General features: G+C 65.5%; 18 protein-coding genes. 12 read left to right on the forward strand and 6 right to left on the reverse strand.

Features of this window, described 5'->3' with window-relative positions:
• Positions 1-2 precede the first annotated feature (2 nt).
• Complete coding sequence (locus ASD87_RS19755; protein ID WP_056325451.1) at positions 3-1322, reverse strand: NAD(P)/FAD-dependent oxidoreductase; 1320 nt, start codon at positions 1320-1322, stop codon at positions 3-5.
• A gap of 49 nt (positions 1323-1371) precedes the next feature.
• Positions 1372-1770 carry a diacylglycerol kinase gene (locus ASD87_RS19760; RefSeq protein ID WP_056325453.1) on the reverse strand — a complete coding sequence of 133 codons (399 nt, stop codon included), beginning with the start codon at positions 1768-1770 and terminating at the stop codon, positions 1372-1374.
• A 146-nt stretch (positions 1771-1916) separates the two neighbouring features.
• Here ASD87_RS19760 and ASD87_RS19765 point away from each other — a divergent pair, with 146 nt between their 5' ends.
• The 9 genes from ASD87_RS19765 to ASD87_RS19805 all read left to right on the forward strand — a co-directional run bounded on the left by ASD87_RS19765 (position 1917) and on the right by ASD87_RS19805 (position 11790).
• Positions 1917-2630 (forward strand): FadR/GntR family transcriptional regulator, encoded by a 714-nt coding sequence (locus tag ASD87_RS19765; protein WP_056325456.1) that lies wholly within the window; start codon positions 1917-1919, stop codon positions 2628-2630.
• Between the two features lie 139 nt (positions 2631-2769).
• Complete coding sequence (locus tag ASD87_RS19770) at positions 2770-3744, forward strand: sialic acid TRAP transporter substrate-binding protein SiaP (RefSeq protein ID WP_056325459.1); 975 nt, start codon at positions 2770-2772, stop codon at positions 3742-3744.
• An 80-nt stretch (positions 3745-3824) separates the two neighbouring features.
• Complete coding sequence (locus tag ASD87_RS19775) at positions 3825-4451, forward strand: TRAP transporter small permease (RefSeq protein ID WP_156403473.1); 627 nt, start codon at positions 3825-3827, stop codon at positions 4449-4451.
• 49 nt (positions 4452-4500) lie between these two features.
• Entirely contained in the window at positions 4501-5910 is a 1410-nt protein-coding gene (locus ASD87_RS19780) for a TRAP transporter large permease (RefSeq protein ID WP_056325462.1), read from the forward strand.
• Between the two features lie 12 nt (positions 5911-5922).
• Entirely contained in the window at positions 5923-6669 is a 747-nt protein-coding gene (locus ASD87_RS19785; protein ID WP_056325466.1) for an SDR family oxidoreductase, read from the forward strand.
• 31 nt (positions 6670-6700) lie between these two features.
• A complete protein-coding gene (locus tag ASD87_RS19790) occupies positions 6701-7567 on the forward strand; it encodes a fumarylacetoacetate hydrolase family protein (protein WP_056325468.1) in 867 nt (288 codons plus the stop codon).
• A gap of 32 nt (positions 7568-7599) precedes the next feature.
• Positions 7600-9135: a UxaA family hydrolase gene (locus tag ASD87_RS19795; RefSeq protein WP_056325471.1), complete on the forward strand. Its 1536-nt coding sequence runs from the start codon at positions 7600-7602 to the stop codon at positions 9133-9135.
• 59 nt (positions 9136-9194) lie between these two features.
• Complete coding sequence (locus ASD87_RS19800; RefSeq protein ID WP_056325474.1) at positions 9195-10715, forward strand: mannitol dehydrogenase family protein; 1521 nt, start codon at positions 9195-9197, stop codon at positions 10713-10715.
• Positions 10716-10725: 10 nt separating this feature from the next.
• Complete coding sequence (locus ASD87_RS19805) at positions 10726-11790, forward strand: Ldh family oxidoreductase (RefSeq protein WP_056325476.1); 1065 nt, start codon at positions 10726-10728, stop codon at positions 11788-11790.
• An 11-nt stretch (positions 11791-11801) separates the two neighbouring features.
• On the opposite strand, the gene ASD87_RS19810 is transcribed toward ASD87_RS19805, so the two are convergent.
• From ASD87_RS19810 to groES, 3 genes are all read right to left on the reverse strand, one after another.
• Positions 11802-12821, reverse strand: coding sequence for a YihY/virulence factor BrkB family protein (locus tag ASD87_RS19810; RefSeq protein ID WP_056325978.1), 1020 nt, complete (start codon positions 12819-12821; stop codon positions 11802-11804).
• A 229-nt stretch (positions 12822-13050) separates the two neighbouring features.
• Entirely contained in the window at positions 13051-14691 is a 1641-nt protein-coding gene (groL, locus tag ASD87_RS19815) for a chaperonin GroEL (RefSeq protein ID WP_056325479.1), read from the reverse strand.
• 37 nt (positions 14692-14728) lie between these two features.
• Positions 14729-15016, reverse strand: a complete 288-nt coding sequence (gene groES, locus ASD87_RS19820; protein WP_006221616.1) for a co-chaperone GroES — start codon at positions 15014-15016, stop codon at positions 14729-14731.
• 298 nt (positions 15017-15314) lie between these two features.
• Here groES and ASD87_RS19825 point away from each other — a divergent pair, with 298 nt between their 5' ends.
• From ASD87_RS19825 to ASD87_RS19835, 3 genes are all read left to right on the forward strand, one after another.
• The gene (locus ASD87_RS19825; protein ID WP_056325483.1) at positions 15315-17099 is read left to right on the forward strand and encodes a 5'-nucleotidase C-terminal domain-containing protein; all 1785 of its coding nucleotides are present in this window, start codon (positions 15315-15317) and stop codon (positions 17097-17099) included.
• Positions 17100-17554: 455 nt separating this feature from the next.
• Positions 17555-18577, forward strand: a complete 1023-nt coding sequence (locus ASD87_RS19830; RefSeq protein ID WP_056325486.1) for a TauD/TfdA family dioxygenase — start codon at positions 17555-17557, stop codon at positions 18575-18577.
• Positions 18578-18592: 15 nt separating this feature from the next.
• Positions 18593-19603, forward strand: coding sequence for a tripartite tricarboxylate transporter substrate binding protein (locus ASD87_RS19835; RefSeq protein ID WP_056325488.1), 1011 nt, complete (start codon positions 18593-18595; stop codon positions 19601-19603).
• Positions 19604-19688: 85 nt separating this feature from the next.
• Here ASD87_RS19835 and ASD87_RS19840 read toward each other — a convergent pair whose 3' ends face one another.
• The gene (locus tag ASD87_RS19840; protein ID WP_056325491.1) at positions 19689-21449 is read right to left on the reverse strand and encodes an ABC transporter ATP-binding protein; all 1761 of its coding nucleotides are present in this window, start codon (positions 21447-21449) and stop codon (positions 19689-19691) included.
• Between the last annotated feature and the right edge of the window lie 2 nt (positions 21450-21451).

Here is a 21451-nt window from a genome sequence, read left to right on the forward strand (position 1 = left end):
ATTCAGTGCAGTTTGACCCGCGGGCGCGTGCGCCGCATGAGCAGGCGAGCCAGGGCGAGGGAGACGGTACGCGAGGCGCCCAGCACCGCGCGGTGGTGCATCAGGTGCAGGCTCATGTACATCAGGCGCGCCAGTGTACCGCTTACGAACAGTCCCCGTCCGGCAAGCTTGCCCATCAGGCTGCCCACCCCGGCGTCCTGGCCCAGCGACACCAGCGATCCGTGGTCCTGGTAGACGTAGGGGGCGGTGGGCTCGGGGTTATTGCGCAGCCGGGCCGTCAGCTTCTTGGTCAGGTAATCGGCCTGCTGGTGCGCGGCCTGGGCGCGGGCGGGCACGGTGCGGCCGTCGCGCCACGGCGCCGCGCAGCAGTCGCCCAGCGCCAGGATGTGCGGATCGGGCGTTTCGAGCCGCTCGTTGACTTCGATCTGCCCCAGCTTGTTCAGCGGCAATCCCAGGTCGGCCAAGAGCGCCGGGCCCTTGATGCCGGCGGCCCACATGCACAACTGCGCGGGAAACTCGCGGCCGTCGGCGGTGCGCACGGTGTTGTCCGTCACTTCGGACACACGGCATGAGGTCTCGACGCGGATGCCCAGTTCGGTCAGGCGCTTGGTCGCCGCCACCGAGATCTTCTCAGGCAGCGCGGACAGGATGCGCGGCGCGCCTTCGACCAGCGTGATCGCCAGGTCACGGTCGGCGCGGAAGTTCGGCAGGCCATAGGCGCTGACGACGTGGCTGGCTTCGGTCAGTTCCACCGCCAGTTCGACGCCGGTGGCGCCGCCGCCCACGATCACCAGATCCAGCCGCGCGGACGGGTTGCGCACCTTGGCCTGATCCACCAGCGCCATGGCCTTGAGCATGGTCAGGCGGAATTGCTCGGCGTTTTCGGTGGTGTCCAGCGTGACCGCATGCTCGGCCGCGCCCGGCGTGTTGAAGAAGTTGGAGGTGCTGCCCAGCGCCAGCACCAGCGTGTCGTACGCCAGTTCGCGGCGGGGCAGGACTTCCTGGCCCTGCGCGTCATTGACGGCGTCCACGGTGATGAGACGGCGTTCGCGGTCGACGCTTTCAAGCCGGCCCTGGGCGAACGAGAAGCCGTCCATGTGGGCCAGCATCAGGTAGGACAGGCCTTCCTGGTGAATATCCAGCGTGCCCGCCGCCGCTTCATGCAGCGAAGGCTTCCAGATGTGAAAAGGGCGGCTGTCGACCAGGGTGATGTATTGGCGGCCGTGGATCCGGCCCAGTTTGGCGGCCAGTTCAAGGCCGCCTGCGCCACCGCCGACGATGACGATGCGCTTGGAGGGTGCTGACGTCGATTGAGGCATCATGGCTCCCAGTATAAATAGAGTCGCATCCCCGTCGCGATGCGAACCCGTATCAGTGCATGACGAAACGGCTGATGGCCACTCCCACCCAGACCGTTCCGGCAAATATCAGCAGCAGCATCACCGCTGCGCTGCCCAGGTCCTTGGCCCGGCCCAAGAGGGGGTGGCGTTCGACCGACAGCGCATCGGCAAGCGCTTCGATGGCGGAATTGAGCAGTTCTGCCGCCAGCACCATGACCACCACGCCCACCAGGAAGAACACCTCGACCGTGGTGCGGCCCAGAAAGAATGCCGCTGGAATCATCAGCACGGCCAGCGCCAGTTCCTGGCGGAAGGCCGCCTCGTATTTGACGGCCGCCTTCAGGCCCTGCCAGGAATAGCGCAGCGCGTTGAGGATACGGCGCGCGCCGCCGGTGCTCTTGAAGGGCGAGTGTTGCGGATCGTGGGTCATGGAATCGGATGAAAGCCGTGGTGGCGGCTTTTTAACAGATAAGGGTTGCCCGCGTGGCACATCGTACGCGGATGGGCAAACCCTAATTGTGACCCAGCGTCGGGAGGCGCAGGATTCTGGTCAATTGGTAAGGCCACTTTACCTATATGCCGATTCAGACCATTGAACCTCGCCGCTTGTATCGCCAGATCGCCGATCAGCTTCGTCTGCTGATCGAGGCCGGCGAATTTCCGGCCGGCGCGCGCCTGCCGCCCGAGCGCGATCTAGCGCTGAAGCTGGGCGTGTCCCGGCCGTCGGTGCGGGAAGCGCTGATTGCGCTGGAGGTCGAAGGCTGGGTGGAAGTGCGCATGGGTTCGGGCGTGTACGTGCAAAGCCCGGGCGGCGCGCCGCGCGCCAGCCTGACCGCCGAAAGCCCGCTTGAAACCATCCGCGCCCGCCGCACCATCGAGAGCGAGCTGGCCGCGCAGGCCGCGCTCAATCCCGTGCCCGCATTGGTGGAAGGCCTGCGCGAAGCCGTCGATGCGATGGAAGACGAGGCGCGGGCCGGCAGCGTGCCCATCCGCGGCGACCGGCTGTTCCATCTGCGTGTGGCGGAAATGGCCAACAACGCCGTGCTGGTGCGCGTGGTGGGCGAACTCTTTGACGAACGCCACAACCCGCTCTCCGTGAAGCTGGGCGATTACTTCGAAAATTCCGACAGCTGGGCCGTCGCCATCACCGAGCACCGCCGCGTCATCGACGCCATCGCGGCCGGTGACGAACAGGGCGCGCGGGCCGCCATGCGTGAACATCTTTCCTGCTCGTACGACCGCCTGATGGCCAGCTGGCCCGGTGCGGCGGAAGCCTTGCGCGCTGAATAGCAACAGGCCGCCGGTCCCTCCCGGGAGGCCGGCGGCAACTCGCAGTCGCAGTTGGTAGGTGCAGCTCCAGTAGGTGAACTCCATATGTAAAACATGACGCGAGGCCGCCGAGCCCGCCACCTCAAAGAGAGGAGACAACATGAAGCCAGGCAACGCCATCAAAGTGCTCTTTGCCGCCGTCGCGATCGCCGTCAGCGGCTCCGCGCTGGCGCAGACCAAACTGAAGTGGGCGCACGTCTACGAGACGTCCGAACCGTTCCATACCTCGTCGGTGTGGGCCGCTCAGGAGATCGAGAAGCGCACCAACGGCCGCTATCACATCGACGTCTATCCGGCCTCGCAACTGGGCAAGGAAAACGACATCAACCAGGGGCTGACGCTCGGCACGGTCGACATGATCATCTCCGGGTCCAGCTTCGCGGCCAAGAGCTTTCCGCGCATCGGGGTCACGTACTATCCCTACACCTTCCGCAGTCCTGAGCACCTGATCGCCTACACCAAGAGCGACATCTACAAGGAGCTCACGCAGGGCTACGACGAAAAGAGCGGCAACCACATCGTCGCGACCACCTACTACGGCACGCGCCAGACGACGTCCAACAAGCCGTTCACCAAGTGCAGCGAGATGAAGGGCCTGAAGATTCGCGTGCCGGACGTGGCCGCGTATCTGGCCATGCCGCGCGCCTGTGGCGCCAACACCGCGCCCATTGCCTTTGCCGAGGTCTATCTGGCCTTGCAGAACGGCACGGTCGAGGCGCAGGAAAACCCCCTGACCACCATCGAGGCCAAGAAGTTCTACGAAGTGCAGAAGAACATCATCCTCACCGGCCACATCGTCGATCACTTGAACACGGTGATCTCCGGCAAGCTCTGGAAGAGCCTGTCGGACGAGGACAAGAAGATCTTCGCCGAGGTCGCGCAGCAGGCCGCGGAAAAGGCGTCGGCCGAAGTGGCCGCGTCCGAGAAGAAGATGGTCGACGTCTTCAAACAGCGTGGCCTGACGGTGGCCGAGGTCAACATCGACGACTTCCGCAACACGGTGCTGGAGAAGGTGCCGTTCAAGCAATACGGCTACGAGAAGTCGGACTGGGAAAAGATCCAGGCGGTGAAGTGACCACCGGCGCGGCGGGCTGCCACGCCGGCCCGCCTCGCCCGATCTGATCGCCACACCGATCCCGCACGAGGGGAGATTCCATGCACTCCAATGCGAAGGCCGCGCCGATGGCGGCCGTCAGCCATCCGCCGGACAAGCCGCCCGGCCCCCATCACGTTTCCTCGGTGGACGAGATCGTCCAGAGTTTCGAGGAAGCCGATCATCACGTGGTCAGCCTGGCCGGCTACCAGCCGGAAGACTGGATTTGCCTGGCCATGTTCTGGGCGATGGCGCTGCTGGTGTTCCTGCAGTTCTTTTCCCGCTACGTCTTGAACGACTCGTACGCCTGGACCGAGGAGCTGGCGGTGTATTGCCTGATCGGCGTGGTGTTCTTGGGATCCGCGATGTGCGTGCGCGCGTGCCGCCATATCCAGGTGGACTTCCTGTACCGCTACCTGCCCAAGCCTGCCGGCCGCGTGCTGTCCACGCTGATCGATATCCTGCGCACCGCGTTCTTCGGCTATGCCGTGTGGCTGACGTACCGCTACATCGTGCTGGTCGGCGACGAGCCCATGACGACGCTGTTCTGGAACAAGGCGTACGTCTACTGGGTGGCGCTGGCGGGCTTCGTCATGATGTTCTTGCGGTCGCTGCAGGTGTCCGTTCAGAACTGGCGGCAGGGCTACTCCATCCTGGAGAACCCCGCGGCCTATGAGTCGCTGGACTGAAGCGCTGGACTGAATTCCCGAATCCGCAGTGCCTTTGCCAGGAGCGAACATGGGCACCCTGATTGGAACCTTTCTGCTGTTGATGATCATGGGGCTGCCGGTGGCGGTCTCGATGGCGGGCGCATCCCTGCTGTACATCCTGATTTCCGGCAGCGTGCCGGACGTCGTGATCGCGCAGCGCATGATTGCGGGCGTCGAGTCGTTTCCGCTGCTGGCCGTGCCGTTCTTCATCCTGGCCGGCAACCTGATGAACATCGCGGGCATCACGGGCCGCATCTACAACTTCGCCGTCGCGCTGGTGGGCTGGATGCGCGGCGGGTTGGGGCAGGTGAACATCATCGGCTCGGTGGTGTTTGCCGGCATGTCCGGCACCGCCATCGCCGACGCCGCGGGCCTGGGCACCATCGAGATCAAGGCCATGAAGGACCACGGCTACCAGACCGAGTTCGCGGTCGGGGTGACGGCCGCGTCGGCCACGCTGGGCCCCATCATTCCGCCGTCGCTGCCGTTCGTCATCTACGGCATGATGGCCAACGTGTCGATCGGGTCGCTGTTCCTGGCGGGCCTGATTCCCGGCCTGGTGCTGACCATCCTGATGATGCTCACCGTGGCCTACTACGCGCGCCGCAACAACTGGGGCGGCGACGTTGCCTTCAACTGGAAGCGGCTGGGCGGCGCGGGGCTGGAAGTGCTGATCGTGCTGGCATTTCCGATGTCGATCTGGCTGATGACGCTGGCGGGCGTGTCGCCCAACGTCGCCACCGGCATCTCGTTCGCGGCCTTGCTGCTGCTGGACTGGAAGTTCAACTTTTCGGCCGTGATGGCGCTGATGGCGCCGGTGATCCTGATCGGCGGCATGACGCTGGGCTGGTTCACGCCCACGGAAGCCGCGGTGGCGGCCGTGATCTGGGCGCTCTTTTTGGGACTGGTGCGCTATCGCTCCATGACGTTGCGCACGCTGGCCAAGGCGTCGTTCGACACCATCGAGACCACCGCGTCGGTCCTGTTCATCGTGACGGCTGCTTCGGTGTTCGCCTGGCTGCTGACCACCACCCAGGCCGCGCAGGCGCTCACCGACGCCATCCTGAGCGTCACGCAGAACAAGTGGGTGTTCCTGCTGATGGCGAACGTGCTGATCCTGATCGTCGGCTGCTTTATCGACACCATCGCGGCCATCACCATCCTCGTGCCCATCCTGCTGCCTATCGTCCTGAAGCTGGGCATCGACCCGATCCACTTCGGGCTCATCATGACGCTGAACCTGATGATCGGCCTTCTGCATCCGCCAATGGGCATGGTGCTATTCGTGCTGGCGCGGGTGGCCAAGCTGTCGGTCGAGCGCACCACGATGGCCATCCTGCCGTGGCTCGTGCCGCTGTTCGTGGCGCTGATCGCCATCACCTACATTCCTTCGATCACCCTATGGCTGCCCACCGTAATGGGCATGACCGGCAAATAAGGACGCACGCCCATGTCAGCAAGACTGCAAGGCAAGACCGCTATCGTCACCGCCGCAGGGCAGGGCATTGGCCGCGCCGTGGCCCTGGCCTACGCGCACGAGGGCGCCGACGTGCTGGCCGTGGACCTGAACGGCGCGGCGCTGGAATCGCTACCTGGCTGCCGCACGCGCGTGCTGGACGTAACCGACGCCCGCGCCGTGCGCGCGTTGGCCCAGGATGCGGGCGGCGTCGACGTGCTGTTCAACGGCGCGGGTTTCGTGCACGCGGGCACCATCCTGGATTGCGACGAAGACGCCTGGGATTTCTCGTTCAACCTGAACGTGCGATCCATGTACCTGCTGATCCGTGCCTGCCTGCCGGCCATGCTGGCGCGCGGCGCGGGTTCCATCGTCAACATGGCGTCCGTGGCGGGCAGCATCAAGGGCGCGCCCAACCGCTGCGCCTACGGCGCCACCAAGGCAGCCGTCATCGGCCTGACCAAGGCGGTCGCCGCCGACTACGTGGGGCAGGGCATCCGCTGCAACGCGATCTGCCCCGGCACGGTGGAGTCGCCGTCCCTGCGCCAGCGCATCGACGCGCAGGCGCTGGCCAGCGGCCAGTCCGTCGCGGCGGTCGAAGCCGCCTTCACCGCGCGCCAGCCAATGGGCCGGATCGGCCGCGCCGAAGAGATCGCCGCGCTGGCGGTGTATCTTGCCAGCGACGAATCCGCCTTCACCACCGGCACCGCGCAGGTGATCGACGGCGGCTGGTCCAATTGAATTCTTCTTTTCCAGCAACCAGGAAACCGCTATGAAACTGATGCGCTATGGCGCCAAGGGCTCGGAAAAGCCCGCCTTGATCGACGCAGAGGGCCAGGTCCGCGACCTGTCGTCCGTCATTTCCGACATCACCGCCGAGTCGCTCGTGCCCGCCAAGCTGGCGCAGTTGCGCGCGCTGGATCCGGCGTCGCTGCCGCTTGTTGCGCAGCCCGGCCGCGTGGCGCCGCCGTGGCGCGGCATGGGCAAGTTCATCTGCATCGGCCTGAATTACGCCGACCATGCCGCCGAGTCCGGACTGCCCGTGCCGGCCGAGCCCGTCATCTTCATGAAGACGACGTCGGCCGTGGTGGGCTGCAACGATCCGGTCGTGCTGCCGCAGGAATCGGTCAAGACCGACTGGGAAGTCGAGCTGGGCGTGGTGATCGGCGAGAAGGCCCGCTATGTCAGCGAGGCCGACGCCATGAAGCACGTGGCCGGTTACTGCGTGGTGAACGACGTGTCCGAGCGCGAATACCAGATCGAACGCGGCGGCACGTGGGACAAGGGCAAGGGCTGCGATACCTTCGGCCCCATCGGTCCTTGGCTGGTCACGGCCGACGAAGTCCCCAATCCGCAGGACCTGGAGATGTGGCTTGAGGTCAACGGCAAGCGCTACCAGAACGGCAGCACCCGCACGATGGTGTTCGGCGTGGCGCAGCTGGTGTCGTACGTCAGCCGCTTCATGACGCTGTACCCGGGGGACCTCATCAGCACCGGCACGCCGCCCGGCGTGGGCATGGGCCAGAAGCCGTCGCCCGTTTATCTGAAGGCGGGCGACGAGATGAAACTGGGCATCGCGGGCCTGGGCGAACAGCGCCAGCGCGTCCATGCCTGGGATCCCGCCCTGATCGACGGCTGATCCGCAAGGCCCCCTTGTATTCCGGAGTTCTCATGTCGCAGACCGATACGGCAGTCATCCGCATCCACCCGGCGGACAACGTGGTGATCGCCAGACGCCAGCTTGTCAGCGGCACGAGGCTGGAAGGCGAGGGGGTGACCATCGTGGGGCTGGTGCCGCCCGGCCACAAGGTGGCAGTGCGCGCCATCGCGGCCGGCGAGCCGGTGCGCCGCTACAACCAGATCATTGGCGTGGCGCGGCAGGACATTGCGCCCGGCCAGCACGTCCATACCCAGAATCTGGAGTTCTCGGACTTCGAGCGCGACTATGCCGTGGGGCAAGATGCGCGGCCCACCGACTACGTGGGGGCGCCGGCCATGTTCGACGGCATCGTGCGCGCCGACGGCCGCATCGCCACCCGCAACTACATCGGCATCCTGACCAGCGTGAACTGTTCGGCGACGGTGGCGCGCGCCATCGCCGATCACTTCCGCCGCGACATCCGGCCCGAGGCCCTGGCAGCCTGTCCGAACGTGGACGGCGTCGTGGCGCTGACGCATGGCGCGGGCTGCGCCACCGGCAGCGACGGCGAACCATTGCGCGTGTTGCGGCGCACGCTGGGCGGTTACGCCCGGCATGCCAACTTTGGCGGGCTGATGGTTGTGGGGCTGGGCTGCGAGACCAACCAGATCGGCGGGCTGATGGAGCAGGAGCATCTGCGCGAAAGCGGCATGCTGCACACCTTCAACATCCAGGACACCGGCGGCACGCGCAAGACCGTGGCGCGCGGCATCGAACTGGTCGAGCGCATGCTGGACCAGGCCAATCGCGTCCAGCGCCAGCCCGTGCCCGCCAGCCACCTGACCGTGGGGTTGCAATGCGGCGGGTCGGACGGCTATTCCGGCATCAGCGCCAATCCGGCGCTGGGCGCCGCGGTGGACCTGCTGGTGCGCCACGGCGGCACGGCAATCCTGTCCGAGACGCCCGAAATCTACGGCGGCGAGCACCTGCTGACGCGCCGCGCGCAATCGCCCGCCGTGGCGGACAAGCTGCTGGCGCGTGTGCGCTGGTGGGAAGACTACTGCGCCCGCAACGACGCCGAGATGGACAACAACCCCTCGGCCGGCAACAAGGCGGGCGGGCTGACCACCATCCTGGAAAAATCGCTGGGCGCCATCGCCAAGAGCGGCACGACCAATCTCACCGACGTCTACGAGTACGCCGAGCCCGTGCATACGCGCGGGCTGGTCTTCATGGACACCCCGGGCTACGACCCGGTCTCGGCCACCGGGCAGGTGGCCGGGGGCGCCAACCTGATCTGCTTTACCACCGGTCGAGGGTCCGCCTATGGCTGCGCGCCCGCGCCGTCGCTTAAGCTGTCTACCAACACGGCGCTTTGGCAGCGCCAGTCCGACGATATCGACATCAATTGCGGCGAAGTCGTCGACGGCGCGCAAAGCGTGGCGCAGATGGGCGAGCGCATTTTCCAGCTCATGCTGCAGACGGCGTCGGGCCGGCGCACCCGCAGCGAGACGCACGGCTACGGACAAAATGAATTCGTCCCGTGGCAACTGGGCGCGGTGATGTAGCGAAGACGGCTCGGGGCATGCTATACCCTGGCGTCTCCCCTTTTAGGCATAGCTCACCCATGCTTGAACGTTTGAATTCGGAGTCATTGCTGCGTCTGCCCGCCGACGTTGAAAAGCCCAGCTACGACCGTAGCCGGCTGACGCCGGGCATCGTCCATCTTGGGCTGGGCGCCTTTCACCGGGCGCATCAGGCGTTTGTCACCGATCAGGCCATGCAAGCCAGCGGCGACCTCACCTGGGGCATTCTGGGCGTCTCGCTGCGCCACCCCGCCACCCGCGATGCGCTCACGCCCCAGGACGGGCTGTACACGCTGGCCGTGCGCGACGCCGGTCCGGACGGCCAGGACCGCGAACACCTGCGTATCGTGGGATCCGTGCTGCGCGTGATGGTGGCCGAGGAAGACCCCAACGCCGTTCTCGAACGCATCGCGTATCCGCAGACCCGCATCGTCAGCCTGACCGTGACGGAAAAGGGCTACAGCCACGAACCGGCCACGGGGCATCTGCGCTGGGACGATCCGGACATCGTGCACGATCTGGAAAACCCCATCCGGCCCCGCAGCACCATCGGCATCCTGGTCTACGGCCTGGCGCTGCGCCGCGAGCGCGACCTGCCGCCGATCACGCTTTTGTCGTGCGACAACCTGCGCGGCAACGGCGACACGCTGCGCAGCCTGGTGCTGGCCTTTGCGCTGCGGGTCGACGTGACCCTGGCCGACTGGATCGACCGCCACTGCACGTTTCCGAATTCCATGGTCGACCGCATCGTGCCGGCCACCGAAGACCAGGACCGCCGGCGGATCGCCGAACGCCTGGGCGTCGAGGATGCCTGGCCCGTGCTGGGCGAGCCCTATCTGAACTGGGTGATCGAAGACCGGTTCGCCGCCGGCCGCCCCGCCTGGGACGCGTACGGGGGCGCCACCTTCGTGCGCAATGCGGCGCCCTACGAGCGTTTGAAACTGCGCATGGTCAGCGGGCCGCATTCGGCGCTGGCCTACCTGGGCGCGGCGCTGGGACTGCATACGGTGGCCGATGCCGCCAACACGCCCGCCCTGCGGGCGTTCGTCGACGCCATGATGCGCGAAGAGATCGCCCCGACCCTGCGCGGCATTCCCGACACGGGGCTGGTGGAATACCGTCTGCGGTTTCTGGAACGGATCTCCAACCCGGCGCTGCCGCATCCGCTGTCGCAGATCGCCATGGACGGATCGCAGAAGCTGCCCCAGCGCCTGCTGGACACCATTCGCGACCGGCTGCGTGCCGGGCACGGCATCGATCGTCTGTGCCTGGCGGTTGCCGCATGGCTGAACTACCTGCGCGGCGAAGACGAGCAGGGCAGCGCGTACCCCATCCAGGACCCGATCGCCGCGCGCCTTGACCGCCTGTTGGCGCGTGCCGAGGTGGCCGCGCACGCCGCCATGCCGTCGCAGGCGGCGCAGCGGCGCGCGACGGTGCTGGCGCGCTTCAAACCGGTGTTCGGCGACCTGGGCAATTCGGCCGAGTTCGTGGGCGCCCTGACCAAGCATCTGGAAGCGCTGCGCGAGCACGGTGTGATCCATGCTGTGCAGGCGGCCACCTAGGAGACAGGACATGAACGCCGACCGCCGCGTGACCGCCACCGACTGGGAACGCTGGGGCACGGCGTGCCTGCTGGCGCAGGATTTTCCGGCCGATGACGCGCGCTGCCTGGCGCAAAGCCTGGCGCAGACCAGCCTGTGGGGCATCGATTCGCACGGCATCGCGCGCCTGCCGCATTACCTGAACCGCGTGGCGCATGGCTCGATCCTGGCGCGTCCCGACATCCGCGTCGACCGGACGGGGCCGGGGGCCGCCCAGGTGCATGGCGGCCGGGGGCAGGGCATCGTGGTGGCCCATCGGGCCAACGCGCTGGCAATCGACCTGGCGCGCGAGGCTGGGGTGGCGGCGGTGGGCGTCAGCGACTCGTCTCACTGCGGGGCGATCGGCCTGTACAGCCGCGCGGCCGCTCGGCAGGGTCTCATCGGCATCGCCTTCACGCATTCCGATTCCATCGCCGCACCCTTCGGCGGCCACGAGCCCTTTTTCGGCACCAATCCCATCTCGCTCGCCTTTCCGCGGGCGGGCGGACAGCCGCTTTGCCTGGATATGGCGACAACCGCCATTCCGTGGAACCGCGTCATGAACGCGCGGCGCGACGGCGCGGCGCTGCCGCCGGGCGTGGCGTTGGACGGGCGGGGCGACGACTCCACCGATGCGCAGGCCGCGCGCGCCCTGCGTCCGCTGGGCGGCGAGGAATACGGCTACAAGGGGTATGGCCTGGCAATGATGATCGAGCTGCTGTGCGGACCGCTGAACGGCAACCCTCACGGCCCGCACATCTCGTCCATGTACGACGCCTTGGACCGGCCGCGCGAACTGGGCGCGTTCTTCATCGTCATCGATCCGGCGCGCTTCGCGGGGGGCGCGGCCCTGGCGTCGGTGGTGGCGGGAATGGCGATGGAGCTATCGGAAGCGCCCGGCAAGCCTCGCATGCCTGGCGACCCGGAGGCCTCGCACGAAGCGGAACGCCAACGCCTCGGCTTGCCCGTGCCGCCGGCGCTTTGGAACGAGATGCAGGTCTGGAGCGACCGGCTCGGCGCGGCGCTGCCGCCCTTGCATCAGACGCGGCAGGCGTGAAGCCCCGGCGGTCAGGCGTCGGTCGGGGGCGTCTGCACGGGTGATTGGGCGGGCGGCTGCGTGGGCGATTGCGTGGGCGATTGCGTGGGCGATTGCGTGGGCGTTTGCGCGGGCGATTGAACCGGCGGTTCGGCGGACGGCGTGCGCGGCCGCTCCACCTTGCCAAAGCGCAGCGCAAACTGGCGCGTGAAGACCGCGCCAAAGAAGAAGATCTGCGCCGAATACCAGATCCACAGCAACAGCGCGATCAGCGACCCGGCCGCGCCATAGGCCGACACCGCCGCGCCGCGGCTCAGGTACAGCCCGATCCCCCATTTGCCCAGCAGGAACAGCCCGGCCGTCACGATGGCCCCGGGGATCACGTCCTGCCACGAGATCTTGGCGCTGGGCAGCAGCTTGAAGATCACCGCGAATAGCGCCGCCACCACCGAAAACGAAAACAGATTGGACGCCCATTCCGCCACGATCGAGAACGTCGAGTTGGCCCACAACGAGCCATAGATGCCCCTGGCCGCCGCGAGCGCCGCGTTCACGGTCAGCGACACCAGCAGGAACAGCGCCAGCACCAGCACCAGTCCGAACGACAGCAGACGGCTGCGCACCAGTCCGTGCAGGCCGCTCTTCTGGTTGGCCCTCACGTCCCACAATTCGTCCAGGCTGGCCTGCAATTCCGCGAAGGCCGTGGTCGCGCTGAAGACCAGCACGCAGACCGACACCAGCGCCGCCATCCAGCCGCTGCCCGATTCGTGCGCGCTGGCCAGCACGGTCTGGATCACCTCGGCCCCGCGATCGCCGATCAGGTCGCGCAATTGCGCAAAGAGCTCGGAGCGAACCGCTTCCTCGCCAAAGAAAGCGCCCGCCACCGCAATCACTAGCAGCAGCATCGGCGCCAGCGAGAACACCATGTACAGCGCCAGCGCCGCACCCTTGCTGGACGCGCGATGACTGGACCACTGTTTGGCCGAGTCGACCAGCAGGCCGCTGATCTGGGAGGGGCGCAGGATACGCAGCACGTTTCGGGGCAGTCGCATGGGCGGATTCTCGGTGAGGCGAACCTTCATTGTAGGGACGCATGCAAGCCCCAGATACGGGCAGATTGTTGGCAAAAGTTTGCCAATCCTGGGAAATCCGGCGCCACTGAAACAACACGCAAAGATATCCGGGCGGACAAAAGAAAAACCCCCGGGGCGAAGGACCGGGGGTTTTTGGATACTGCGTTCCCCGGCCGAAGCCGGGGAGGCCTTGCAAGAACAGCGGGACTTAGAAGTCCATGCCGCCCATGCCGCCCATGCCGCCGGGCATGGCCGGAGCAGCGGGCTTGTCTTCAGCCAGTTCAACAACGGCGGCTTCGGCCGTCAGCAGCAGGCTGGCGACGGAGGCAGCGTTTTGCAGGGCGGTGCGGGTCACCTTGGTGGGATCCAGCACGCCTTGCTCGACCAGGTCGGTGTACTCGCCGGTCGCGGCGTTGTAGCCGTAGTTGCCCTTGCCGTTCAGCACGTTGCTGACCACGACGCTGGCTTCTTCGCCGGCGTTCGTGACGATGGTGCGCAGGGGCTCTTCCACAGCGCGCAGGATCAGCTTGATGCCGGCGTTCTGGTCAGGCGTGTCGCCCTTCAGGTCAGCGATGGCTTGCTTGGCGCGCAGCAGCGCAACGCCGCCACCAGCCACAACGCCTTCTTCCACTGCAGCGCGGGTGGCGTGCAGGGCGTCTTCGACGCGAGCCTTCTTTTCCTTCATTTCGACTTCGGTGGCAGCGCCAACGCGAATCACGGCAACGCCGCCGGCCAGCTTGGCCACGCGTTCTTGCAGCTTTTCACGGTCGTAGTCGGACGTGGCTTCTTCGATCTGCACGCGCACTTGCTTGACGCGGGCTTCGATGGACTTGCTGTCGCCAGCGCCGTCGATGACCGTGGTGTTTTCCTTGCCCACTTCGATGCGCTTGGCTTGGCCCAGCTCAGCCAGCGTGGCCTTTTCCAGCGACATGCCGGTTTCTTCGGAGATCACCGTGCCGCCCGTCAGGATGGCGATGTCTTCCAGCATGGCCTTGCGGCGGTCGCCGAAGCCAGGCGCCTTGACGGCGGTGGTCTTCAGGATGCCACGGATGTTGTTCACAACCAGGGTGGCCAGCGCTTCGCCTTCGACGTCTTCCGCGATGATCAGCAGGGGACGGCTCGACTTGGCGACTTGTTCCAGCACGGGCAGCAGGTCGCGGATGTTGCTGATCTTCTTGTCGAAGATCAGGACATACGGGTCTTCCAGGACGGCGACTTGCTTGTCCGGATTGTTGATGAAGTAGGGCGACAGGTAGCCGCGGTCGAATTGCATGCCTTCGACGACGTCCAGCTCGTTTTCCAGCGACTTGCCGTCTTCGACGGTGATGACGCCTTCCTTGCCAACCTTGTCCATCGCGTCAGCGATGATCTGGCCGATGGAGGAATCGCTGTTGGCCGAGATGGAACCGACTTGAGCGATTTCCTTGCTGGTCGTGACCGGCTTGGATTGCTTTTGCAGTTCGGCGACGGCAGCGGCGACAGCCTTGTCGATGCCGCGCTTCAGGTCGATCGGGTTGAAACCGGCGGCAACGTACTTCAGGCCTTCCTGAACGATGGCCTGGGCCAGCACGGTGGCGGTCGTGGTGCCGTCACCGGCGTTGTCGGAGGTCTTGGACGCGACGTCCTTGACGAGTTGGGCGCCGATGTTTTCGAACTTGTCCTTCAGTTCGATTTCCTTGGCGACGGACACGCCGTCCTTGGTCACGGTCGGGGCGCCGAACGAGCGCTCCAGCACGACGTTGCGACCCTTGGGGCCCAGGGTGGTCTTGACAGCGTTGGCGAGAACGTTCACGCCACGGACGATGCGCACACGGGCGTCATCACCGAACAATACTTGCTTGGCAGCCATGTCTTAGCTTCCTTCGAAAATTCGTTTGAGGCAGGGTTTACTGGACCACGGCGAGGATTTCGTCCTCGCGGATGACGAGCAGTTCTTCGCCATCAACCTTCACGGACTGGCCGGCGTACTTGCCGAACAGAACCTTGTCACCAGCCTTCAGGTCAACCGGCAGGATCTTGCCGTCTTCGGTCTTCTTGCCGGGGCCGACGGCCACGACTTCACCCTGGTCGGGCTTTTCAGCGGCGCTGTCCGGGATGACGATGCCCGAGGCAGTCTTGCGCTCGTTTTCGAGGCGTTTGACGATCACGCGATCGCCCAGGGGACGCAAGGCCATGAGGAACTCCTGTTAACTAAAAGTAAGTGAATGGTCGGTTTGCCCCGGGAGGTGTTAGCACTCACCGGTGTCGAGTGCTAATTATAGGGATGATGTTTGGAGGTTCAAGGGGGGGAGGTGCGCTGTTACATTTTCGACGGCGTACCCGTCGAATTTCATTCGGTTCGGATTTTTGTCATTGAGTTTGGAGCTTTTTGTGCTTCAAGAGCCGACGCGGCTGTTTGTAAGTCTTGTGTACTTTCGACTCCTGGGCTATCTAAACTGAGACCGCAACCGACGCACCTACGAAGAGGTGTCCATGCCCGATGCGACCGTCACTGCGAAGCCGATCCTGTTGGTACAGCTGAACGATCTCTATCACATCGACACGCGGGCAGACTACACAGATCAAAACACCCTGGTGCTGCCGCGCATCGCCACGCTTACCAAGCGTTTACGGGATTTCTATGGAAGCGACTCGACCCGGTTCTGCGTGCCGGGCGATTTCTTGGCCCCTTCGTGCCTCAGCAAGGAATTCAAGGGTAAGCAGATGGTTGAGGTGATGAACCTGATGGGCGTCGACCTGGTAAGTTTGGGCAACCACGAGTTCGAAGCCGACATCTCACAAGCAGATCTCGAAGCCCGGATGAACGAATCGAGATTCGAGTGGCTCAATTTGAACTTCGCCTTTCACGACACGAAGTTTGAACGCAGAATGGTCGACGCCGGGAAAATGTCGTCGATCCATGTCATTCGGCCGTCGGCAACTCATGCCGTTGCCATCTTGGGAGTTCTCGGGGCGGAAACGCCGGAGCACGTGGGCCGCGTTATCGATCAGTACGAGATGATCAAGGATCTCTCCAGCGTCGTTGCCGAAGTGCGAAACGAATTGAAGGCCTCGACCGTCAAGACCGAACTCGACTTCAGCCTGGTGGCCATGACGCACCAGACGGTCGAAGAAGATTGCAAGCTAGCCAAGTCCTTCCCAGAACTTAGGCTCGTTATGGGCGGTCATGATCACAACGTCGTTGTCCGAGAGCTGGTGGATCACTGCTTGGTGGTCAAGACTGCGTCCAATGCCAGGACGACTCGCTTCAACTGGATCGTGACGATTCCTCGTCGGACATCTAGCGGTGAGCCGATACCGGACCGCAAAACCGATGCCACAAGATTTGAAAAGTTCGCGAAAGGCCTGTTCTTCGAAACCGGACTGAAGCCGCTGCGGGATGCCCTGCTGGGCACGCGCACGCCGACCGATGAGCAATTGAGAGATCTGGCCAACGTGTTCGGCCCTAAAGGACTGCACGGCTACGAAGTGCTGGGGCGCTCTGTAGGAGAAGACTACGTATTCATCTTCAGCCTGAGCCTGGCGACCGGCACGCGGTCATTCACACGGCTGCTGCCGCCCGATGAGCCGGTACAGACCTGCATCGAAACCTGGAACCTGCGATCTAGCCACCTCCCCGATCAGTTGGCCCTGGCACCGTGTGAAGTGGTTCTGCTCGATCGCGAGATACGCCGCAAATCAACTAATTTCGGCAATTTCGTCGCCGACGTGCTGCTCGGCATCCCAACGATCGACCGGCCCGATCGTTTGGATGTCGACGTCGCGATCATTAACAGCGGCAGCTTCAGGATCGACCGAAACCTGCAAACGGGCGAGGTTATCTCCGATCGGACCTTGTGCGACATCTTCTATCACAGCAACGAGGTTCGCTCTTACACCGTCTCCGGTGCAGCCTTGCTGGCCGTATTGCATAACGCCCTCGTATTGCGCAATCGCGATGCCAATGAAGGCGACGGCAACTTCGTTCAGATCGCGGGACTGAGAGCGCGGGCCGCCTCCGCAATCACGGAGGTCGAGATCGTCGATCGGCAGGGAATGGCCCATCGGATCAACCCTGCCGAGGCCTATCGGGTTGCGACCACCTCATATGTTGCCACCAAAGCATTCGGCGAACATTTTGAAGGATGTACTTCCACGCCTCTCGATATCGACATCCGCGAGCGCGTCCGCCACGTCCTCACTCGATTGCCCCCTGCGGAATTGGAGAAACTGCTGGCGACGCCTGTACGCTGGATATTTTCCGGTCCGGTGGCGTAAGCACCCCTGTCAAGTAGACACTGGTTGATAGACGATCGGAACAAGGGTTAACGAGGCATGCTGAGTGACTGCGTGGCGTTGCCGATGCCGTGCTTGCGGCACGGTTCGGCGACCGACATGCCGGCTTCGCGGTCGTTCAACGCGGAAACGATCTGGCTCTATCTAAATCTGCTTTTCTTCAAGGGGGTCTCCGACTCTTGAATGCTCCGAAATCCTGCCGGTGCCTAACTGAAGGGAGGCTTACGGCACCCGTGGCTAAGCGCGCGCGGCGGACGACAGAGACATGGGCTGCATATCGATATCCGGTTTCCGAGAATGCGGCGTTTTGCTGCGTGAATGCTGGCTTTGCGCTTGGTGAGCGCGTGAAGTCATGACGACATTGCGCATCGGTATTTTGTCCGGTGCGCGGCCCGATCCTAACCTGCCTGCATCACAACCCACCATTGAGGTGCAGCATGGGCAGTCACAACAGTCGCACACAGGAAGCAGCGGTTAGCCCCGCGCTTCTGGACATCCGGCCGCTTTCGGTCTTCACCGGCGCGGAGATACATGGCGTGGATCTGCGCGAGCCGCTAACGCCGGCGCTGGTGGCGGCCATACGCGCCGCGCTCGACCGCTGGAAGGTCGTGTTTTTTCGCGACCAGCACATCGATCACGCGCAGCACCTCGTCTTCGCGCGTCATTTCGGCCAGCCGACGAGCGCCCATCCGTACGACGCCAATCCGCCGGAAGGCTATCCCCAGATCCGCACGATTTCATCGGCATCGACCAGTGGCCGTCGAGGCGAGCGCTGGCACACCGATGTGACCGGCGTGGTCAATCCGCCGTCGGCCTCAATCCTGCGCGCGGGCGACCAGGTGCCCCCTTATGGCGGTGACACGCTGTTCACGAACCTCGTCGCGGCCTACCGCCATCTGTCGCCCGCCCTCCAGGCGCTGGCCGACGGCCTGTGGGCACGCCATCAGTTCGGGGGCTACAACGGCGACTTCGACAACGAGACGGTGTACGCGCAACGCGTTCGTGCCGAGCCGCGCGTCGCGGATCATCCGGTGGTACGGGTGCTGCCCGAGACCGGCGAGCGCGCGCTGTTCGTGAACCCCGGCTTTACGCGCCGCATCCTGGGCCTGAGCGAAGTCGAGTCGCGGCACGTGCTGAATCTGTTCTTTGAGGCGATCACGCAGCCCGAGTACGTTGCCCGCTTTCGTTGGGCGCCGGGCAGCATCGCCTTCTGGGATAACCGCGCTACCGCGCACCAGGGCCCCGGCGATTTCGCCTATCTCGATCGCGAACGGGTGCTCTACCGCATCACGCTGGCAGGCGAGGCGCCGGTCGGCGTGGACGGCCGCGAGTCGGTCGCCGTGGCGGGCGGACGCTTTGCGGCCCACGACGACAACGGAGTGCCCGCGCAAGACGGCCTTGCCAGGCATGGCTTGAGTCAGGGCGCCAGCCAGGACGCGATCCAACCCGAATTGGTTTGAAGCAGGAGAAGCTCCATGAACCGCAAGACCTTTTTGAAGAGCGGCCTGGGCGCCGCGATCGCCGTTGCCGCCGGGCTCGCGATTTGGTCCGGATCGGGCGCCGCGCCCGTGGCCACCGAGGAAACCGCGCGCTATCCGAACCGCCCCGTCAAGATCATCGTGCCGGTGGCGGCGGGCGGCAGCGCGGACAAGCTGGCGCGCACGGTGGCGCAGCGCCTGGGCGAAAGATGGCAGCAGAGCGTCGTGGTCGAGAACCAGCCAGGCGCCAGCAGCGCGATCGGCAACGCAGCGGTCGCGCATGCCAAGCCCGACGGCTATACCTTGCTGCTCAGCGGCGATGCCCTGTCGCTCAATGCGCTGCAAGGCACGCGGGCATACGATCCCGAGCGCGATCTCGTGGGGGTCACCAAGGCCGTGACCAATCCCCAGTTGCTGGTGGTGCGGCCCGGGCTGGGCGTGAAGACGTTCCAGGAGTTCGCGGAGCTCGTGCGCAAGCGCCCCGGCGAGATCACGCTGGCGTTGCCGGGCGGCACGGGCAGCCTGCAGCACCTGGCCGTCGAACTGCTCAACGAGCGGATCGGCGCCAAGACCAACCAGATTCCGTATCCGGGCGGGGGGCCGGCGTCGCTCGATGTGCTGGGCGGACACGTGGACGCGATGCTGATCACTTTGGCAGCCGCGACCGAGAACGTGCGAAGCGGAAAGCTCGTGGCCCTGGCGGTCACGACCACCTACCGGTCCAAGGCGCTACCCGACGTGCCGACCTTGCAGGAGGCCGGGTTGAAGGATTACGAGGTGGAGAGCTGGCAGGGCCTGTCCGCGCCGGCCGGCACGCCCAAGACCGTGATCGACCGCATCAACCGCGACGTCGTGGCGGTGCTGCGCGAGCCGGAGACCGCCGCCTTGCTCGAGAACCTGGGCTTCACGCTGGCCGCGACGCCGCCGCAGGACGTCGACCGGACGGTGTCGGAGGATATCGCGACCTATCGGCGTGTGCTCTCCGGCACGGGCGTGGCGCTGAAATAGGGGCCACGCGGCTCACACGGCCCTCGCAGGCCCGTCACTGACGGCGCGAGGCCGTGGGCCGCGCGGTCATCGCCCTCGCGCCGGTTCAGGCGCGTAGACGCTGAGGCGTGGCGTCGGACAGGATGTCGGGGCCGCCGGGTACCGATGCAAGCAGCTCGCGCGTGTATGGGTGGCTTGGCGTTTGCCACAGCGCGTCGGGCGTGCCGCGGTCGACGATGCGGCCGGCCTGCATCACCAGCACGCGGTCGCAGAAGTACCTGATCACCGACAGATCGTGCGAGATGAAGAGATAGCTCAACCCCAACTCGGCCTTGAGGTCGGACAGCAGGTTGAGGATCTGTGCCTGGACCGAGACGTCCAGCGCGGAGACGGGCTCGTCCAGTACGAGCAGGCGTGGGCGGGCGATCAGCGCTCGCGCGATGCCGATGCGCTGGCGCTGTCCGCCAGAGAACTGATTGGGGTAGCGCCGCGCCGCGTCGGCGGGCAGCCCGACCTGGCGCAGTATCGCTTCGGTGCGCGCGGCACGCTCGTGTCGGTCGCGCACGCCATGCGCTTGCTGCACCGCGCCGAGGATACTGCCGACGGTGTGCCGGGGATTGAGCGATGCATACGGATCCTGGAACACCATCTGCACGTGGCGCCGCCACGGTTTGAGCGCGCGGTCGCTCAGGGCCAACAGATCGGTGCCATCGAATCGGACCGTGCCGGCATGCGCCGGCGTCAGGCGCAGCAGCGTGCGCGACAGCGTGGATTTGCCGCAGCCAGATTCGCCCACGAGCCCCAGCGTTTCGCCAGGCAGGATGTCGAAATCCACGCCGTCGACGGCGTTGACCGCGCCCCGCGGACCGGGATAGCGGGTCTGCAGGTCTCGCACCGCGAGCAGGGGCACGGCATCGGCCGGGATGGTTCGCGAGATGCGCACGGGCTCGGGCCGCACGACCTCGAAATGACGTGCGATGCCTTGCGCATCCCGCTGCACGCGGATCTCAGGCAGGCGGTCGCCGCCGCGCGCGAGCTCGGCGCGCGCAGACGCGCCCGCATGCAGGGAGGCGGCCAGCAGGCCGCGGGTGTAGGGGTGCGCCGACGCCGCGTAGAGGCGTTCGACAGGCGCGCGTTCCACGGCGATGCCGTCGTGCATCACGATGACCTGATCGGCACGCTCGCGCACCACGCCCAGGTCGTGCGTGATCAGAAGCAGCGCCATGCCGAGTTCCTGTCGCAGGCTGTCGAGCAGGGATAGGACCTGCGCCTGCACCGTTACATCTAGCGCAGTCGTGGGCTCGTCGGCCACGAGCAGCCGGGGCCCGCACGCGATCGCCATCGCGATCATGACGCGCTGGCGCTGTCCGCCCGACAACTGGTGCGGATAGTCGTGCACGCGCTGGGCCGCGTGCGGGATGCGCACGCGTTCCAGCAGCGCGATGACCCGCGCGTCGAGTTGCGCCTTGGGCACGTCCTCGTGGCACCGGATGGCCTCGGCAATCTGCTGCCCGATGGTGTGTACGGGGTTCAGCGAGGTCATGGGCTCCTGGAAGATCATGGCGATGTCGCGTCCGCGCAATCGCCGGAACGCGGGCTCCGGCAGGGCCGTGAGTTCCTCGCCGTCGAGGCGCACCGATCCCGCTACTGCGGCGCCCGGCGCGAGCAGTCGCATCAGCGCGAGCGCCGTGGTGGATTTGCCGCAGCCGGACTCGCCGACCAGCGCCAGGGTCTGTCCGGCGGCGAGATCGAAACTCAGGCCGCGCACAGCGTGGTGCACGCCGCCTGGTACGGAAAAACGCACGTTCAGCTCGCGCACGGCAAGCAGGGGCGTGGACGACGCCAGGGGGGAGGAAAGCGTGGACATGC

The sequence above is a fragment of the Achromobacter sp. Root170 genome (assembly GCF_001428165.1).
GTDB classification, from domain to species: domain Bacteria; phylum Pseudomonadota; class Gammaproteobacteria; order Burkholderiales; family Burkholderiaceae_B; genus Achromobacter; species Achromobacter mucicolens.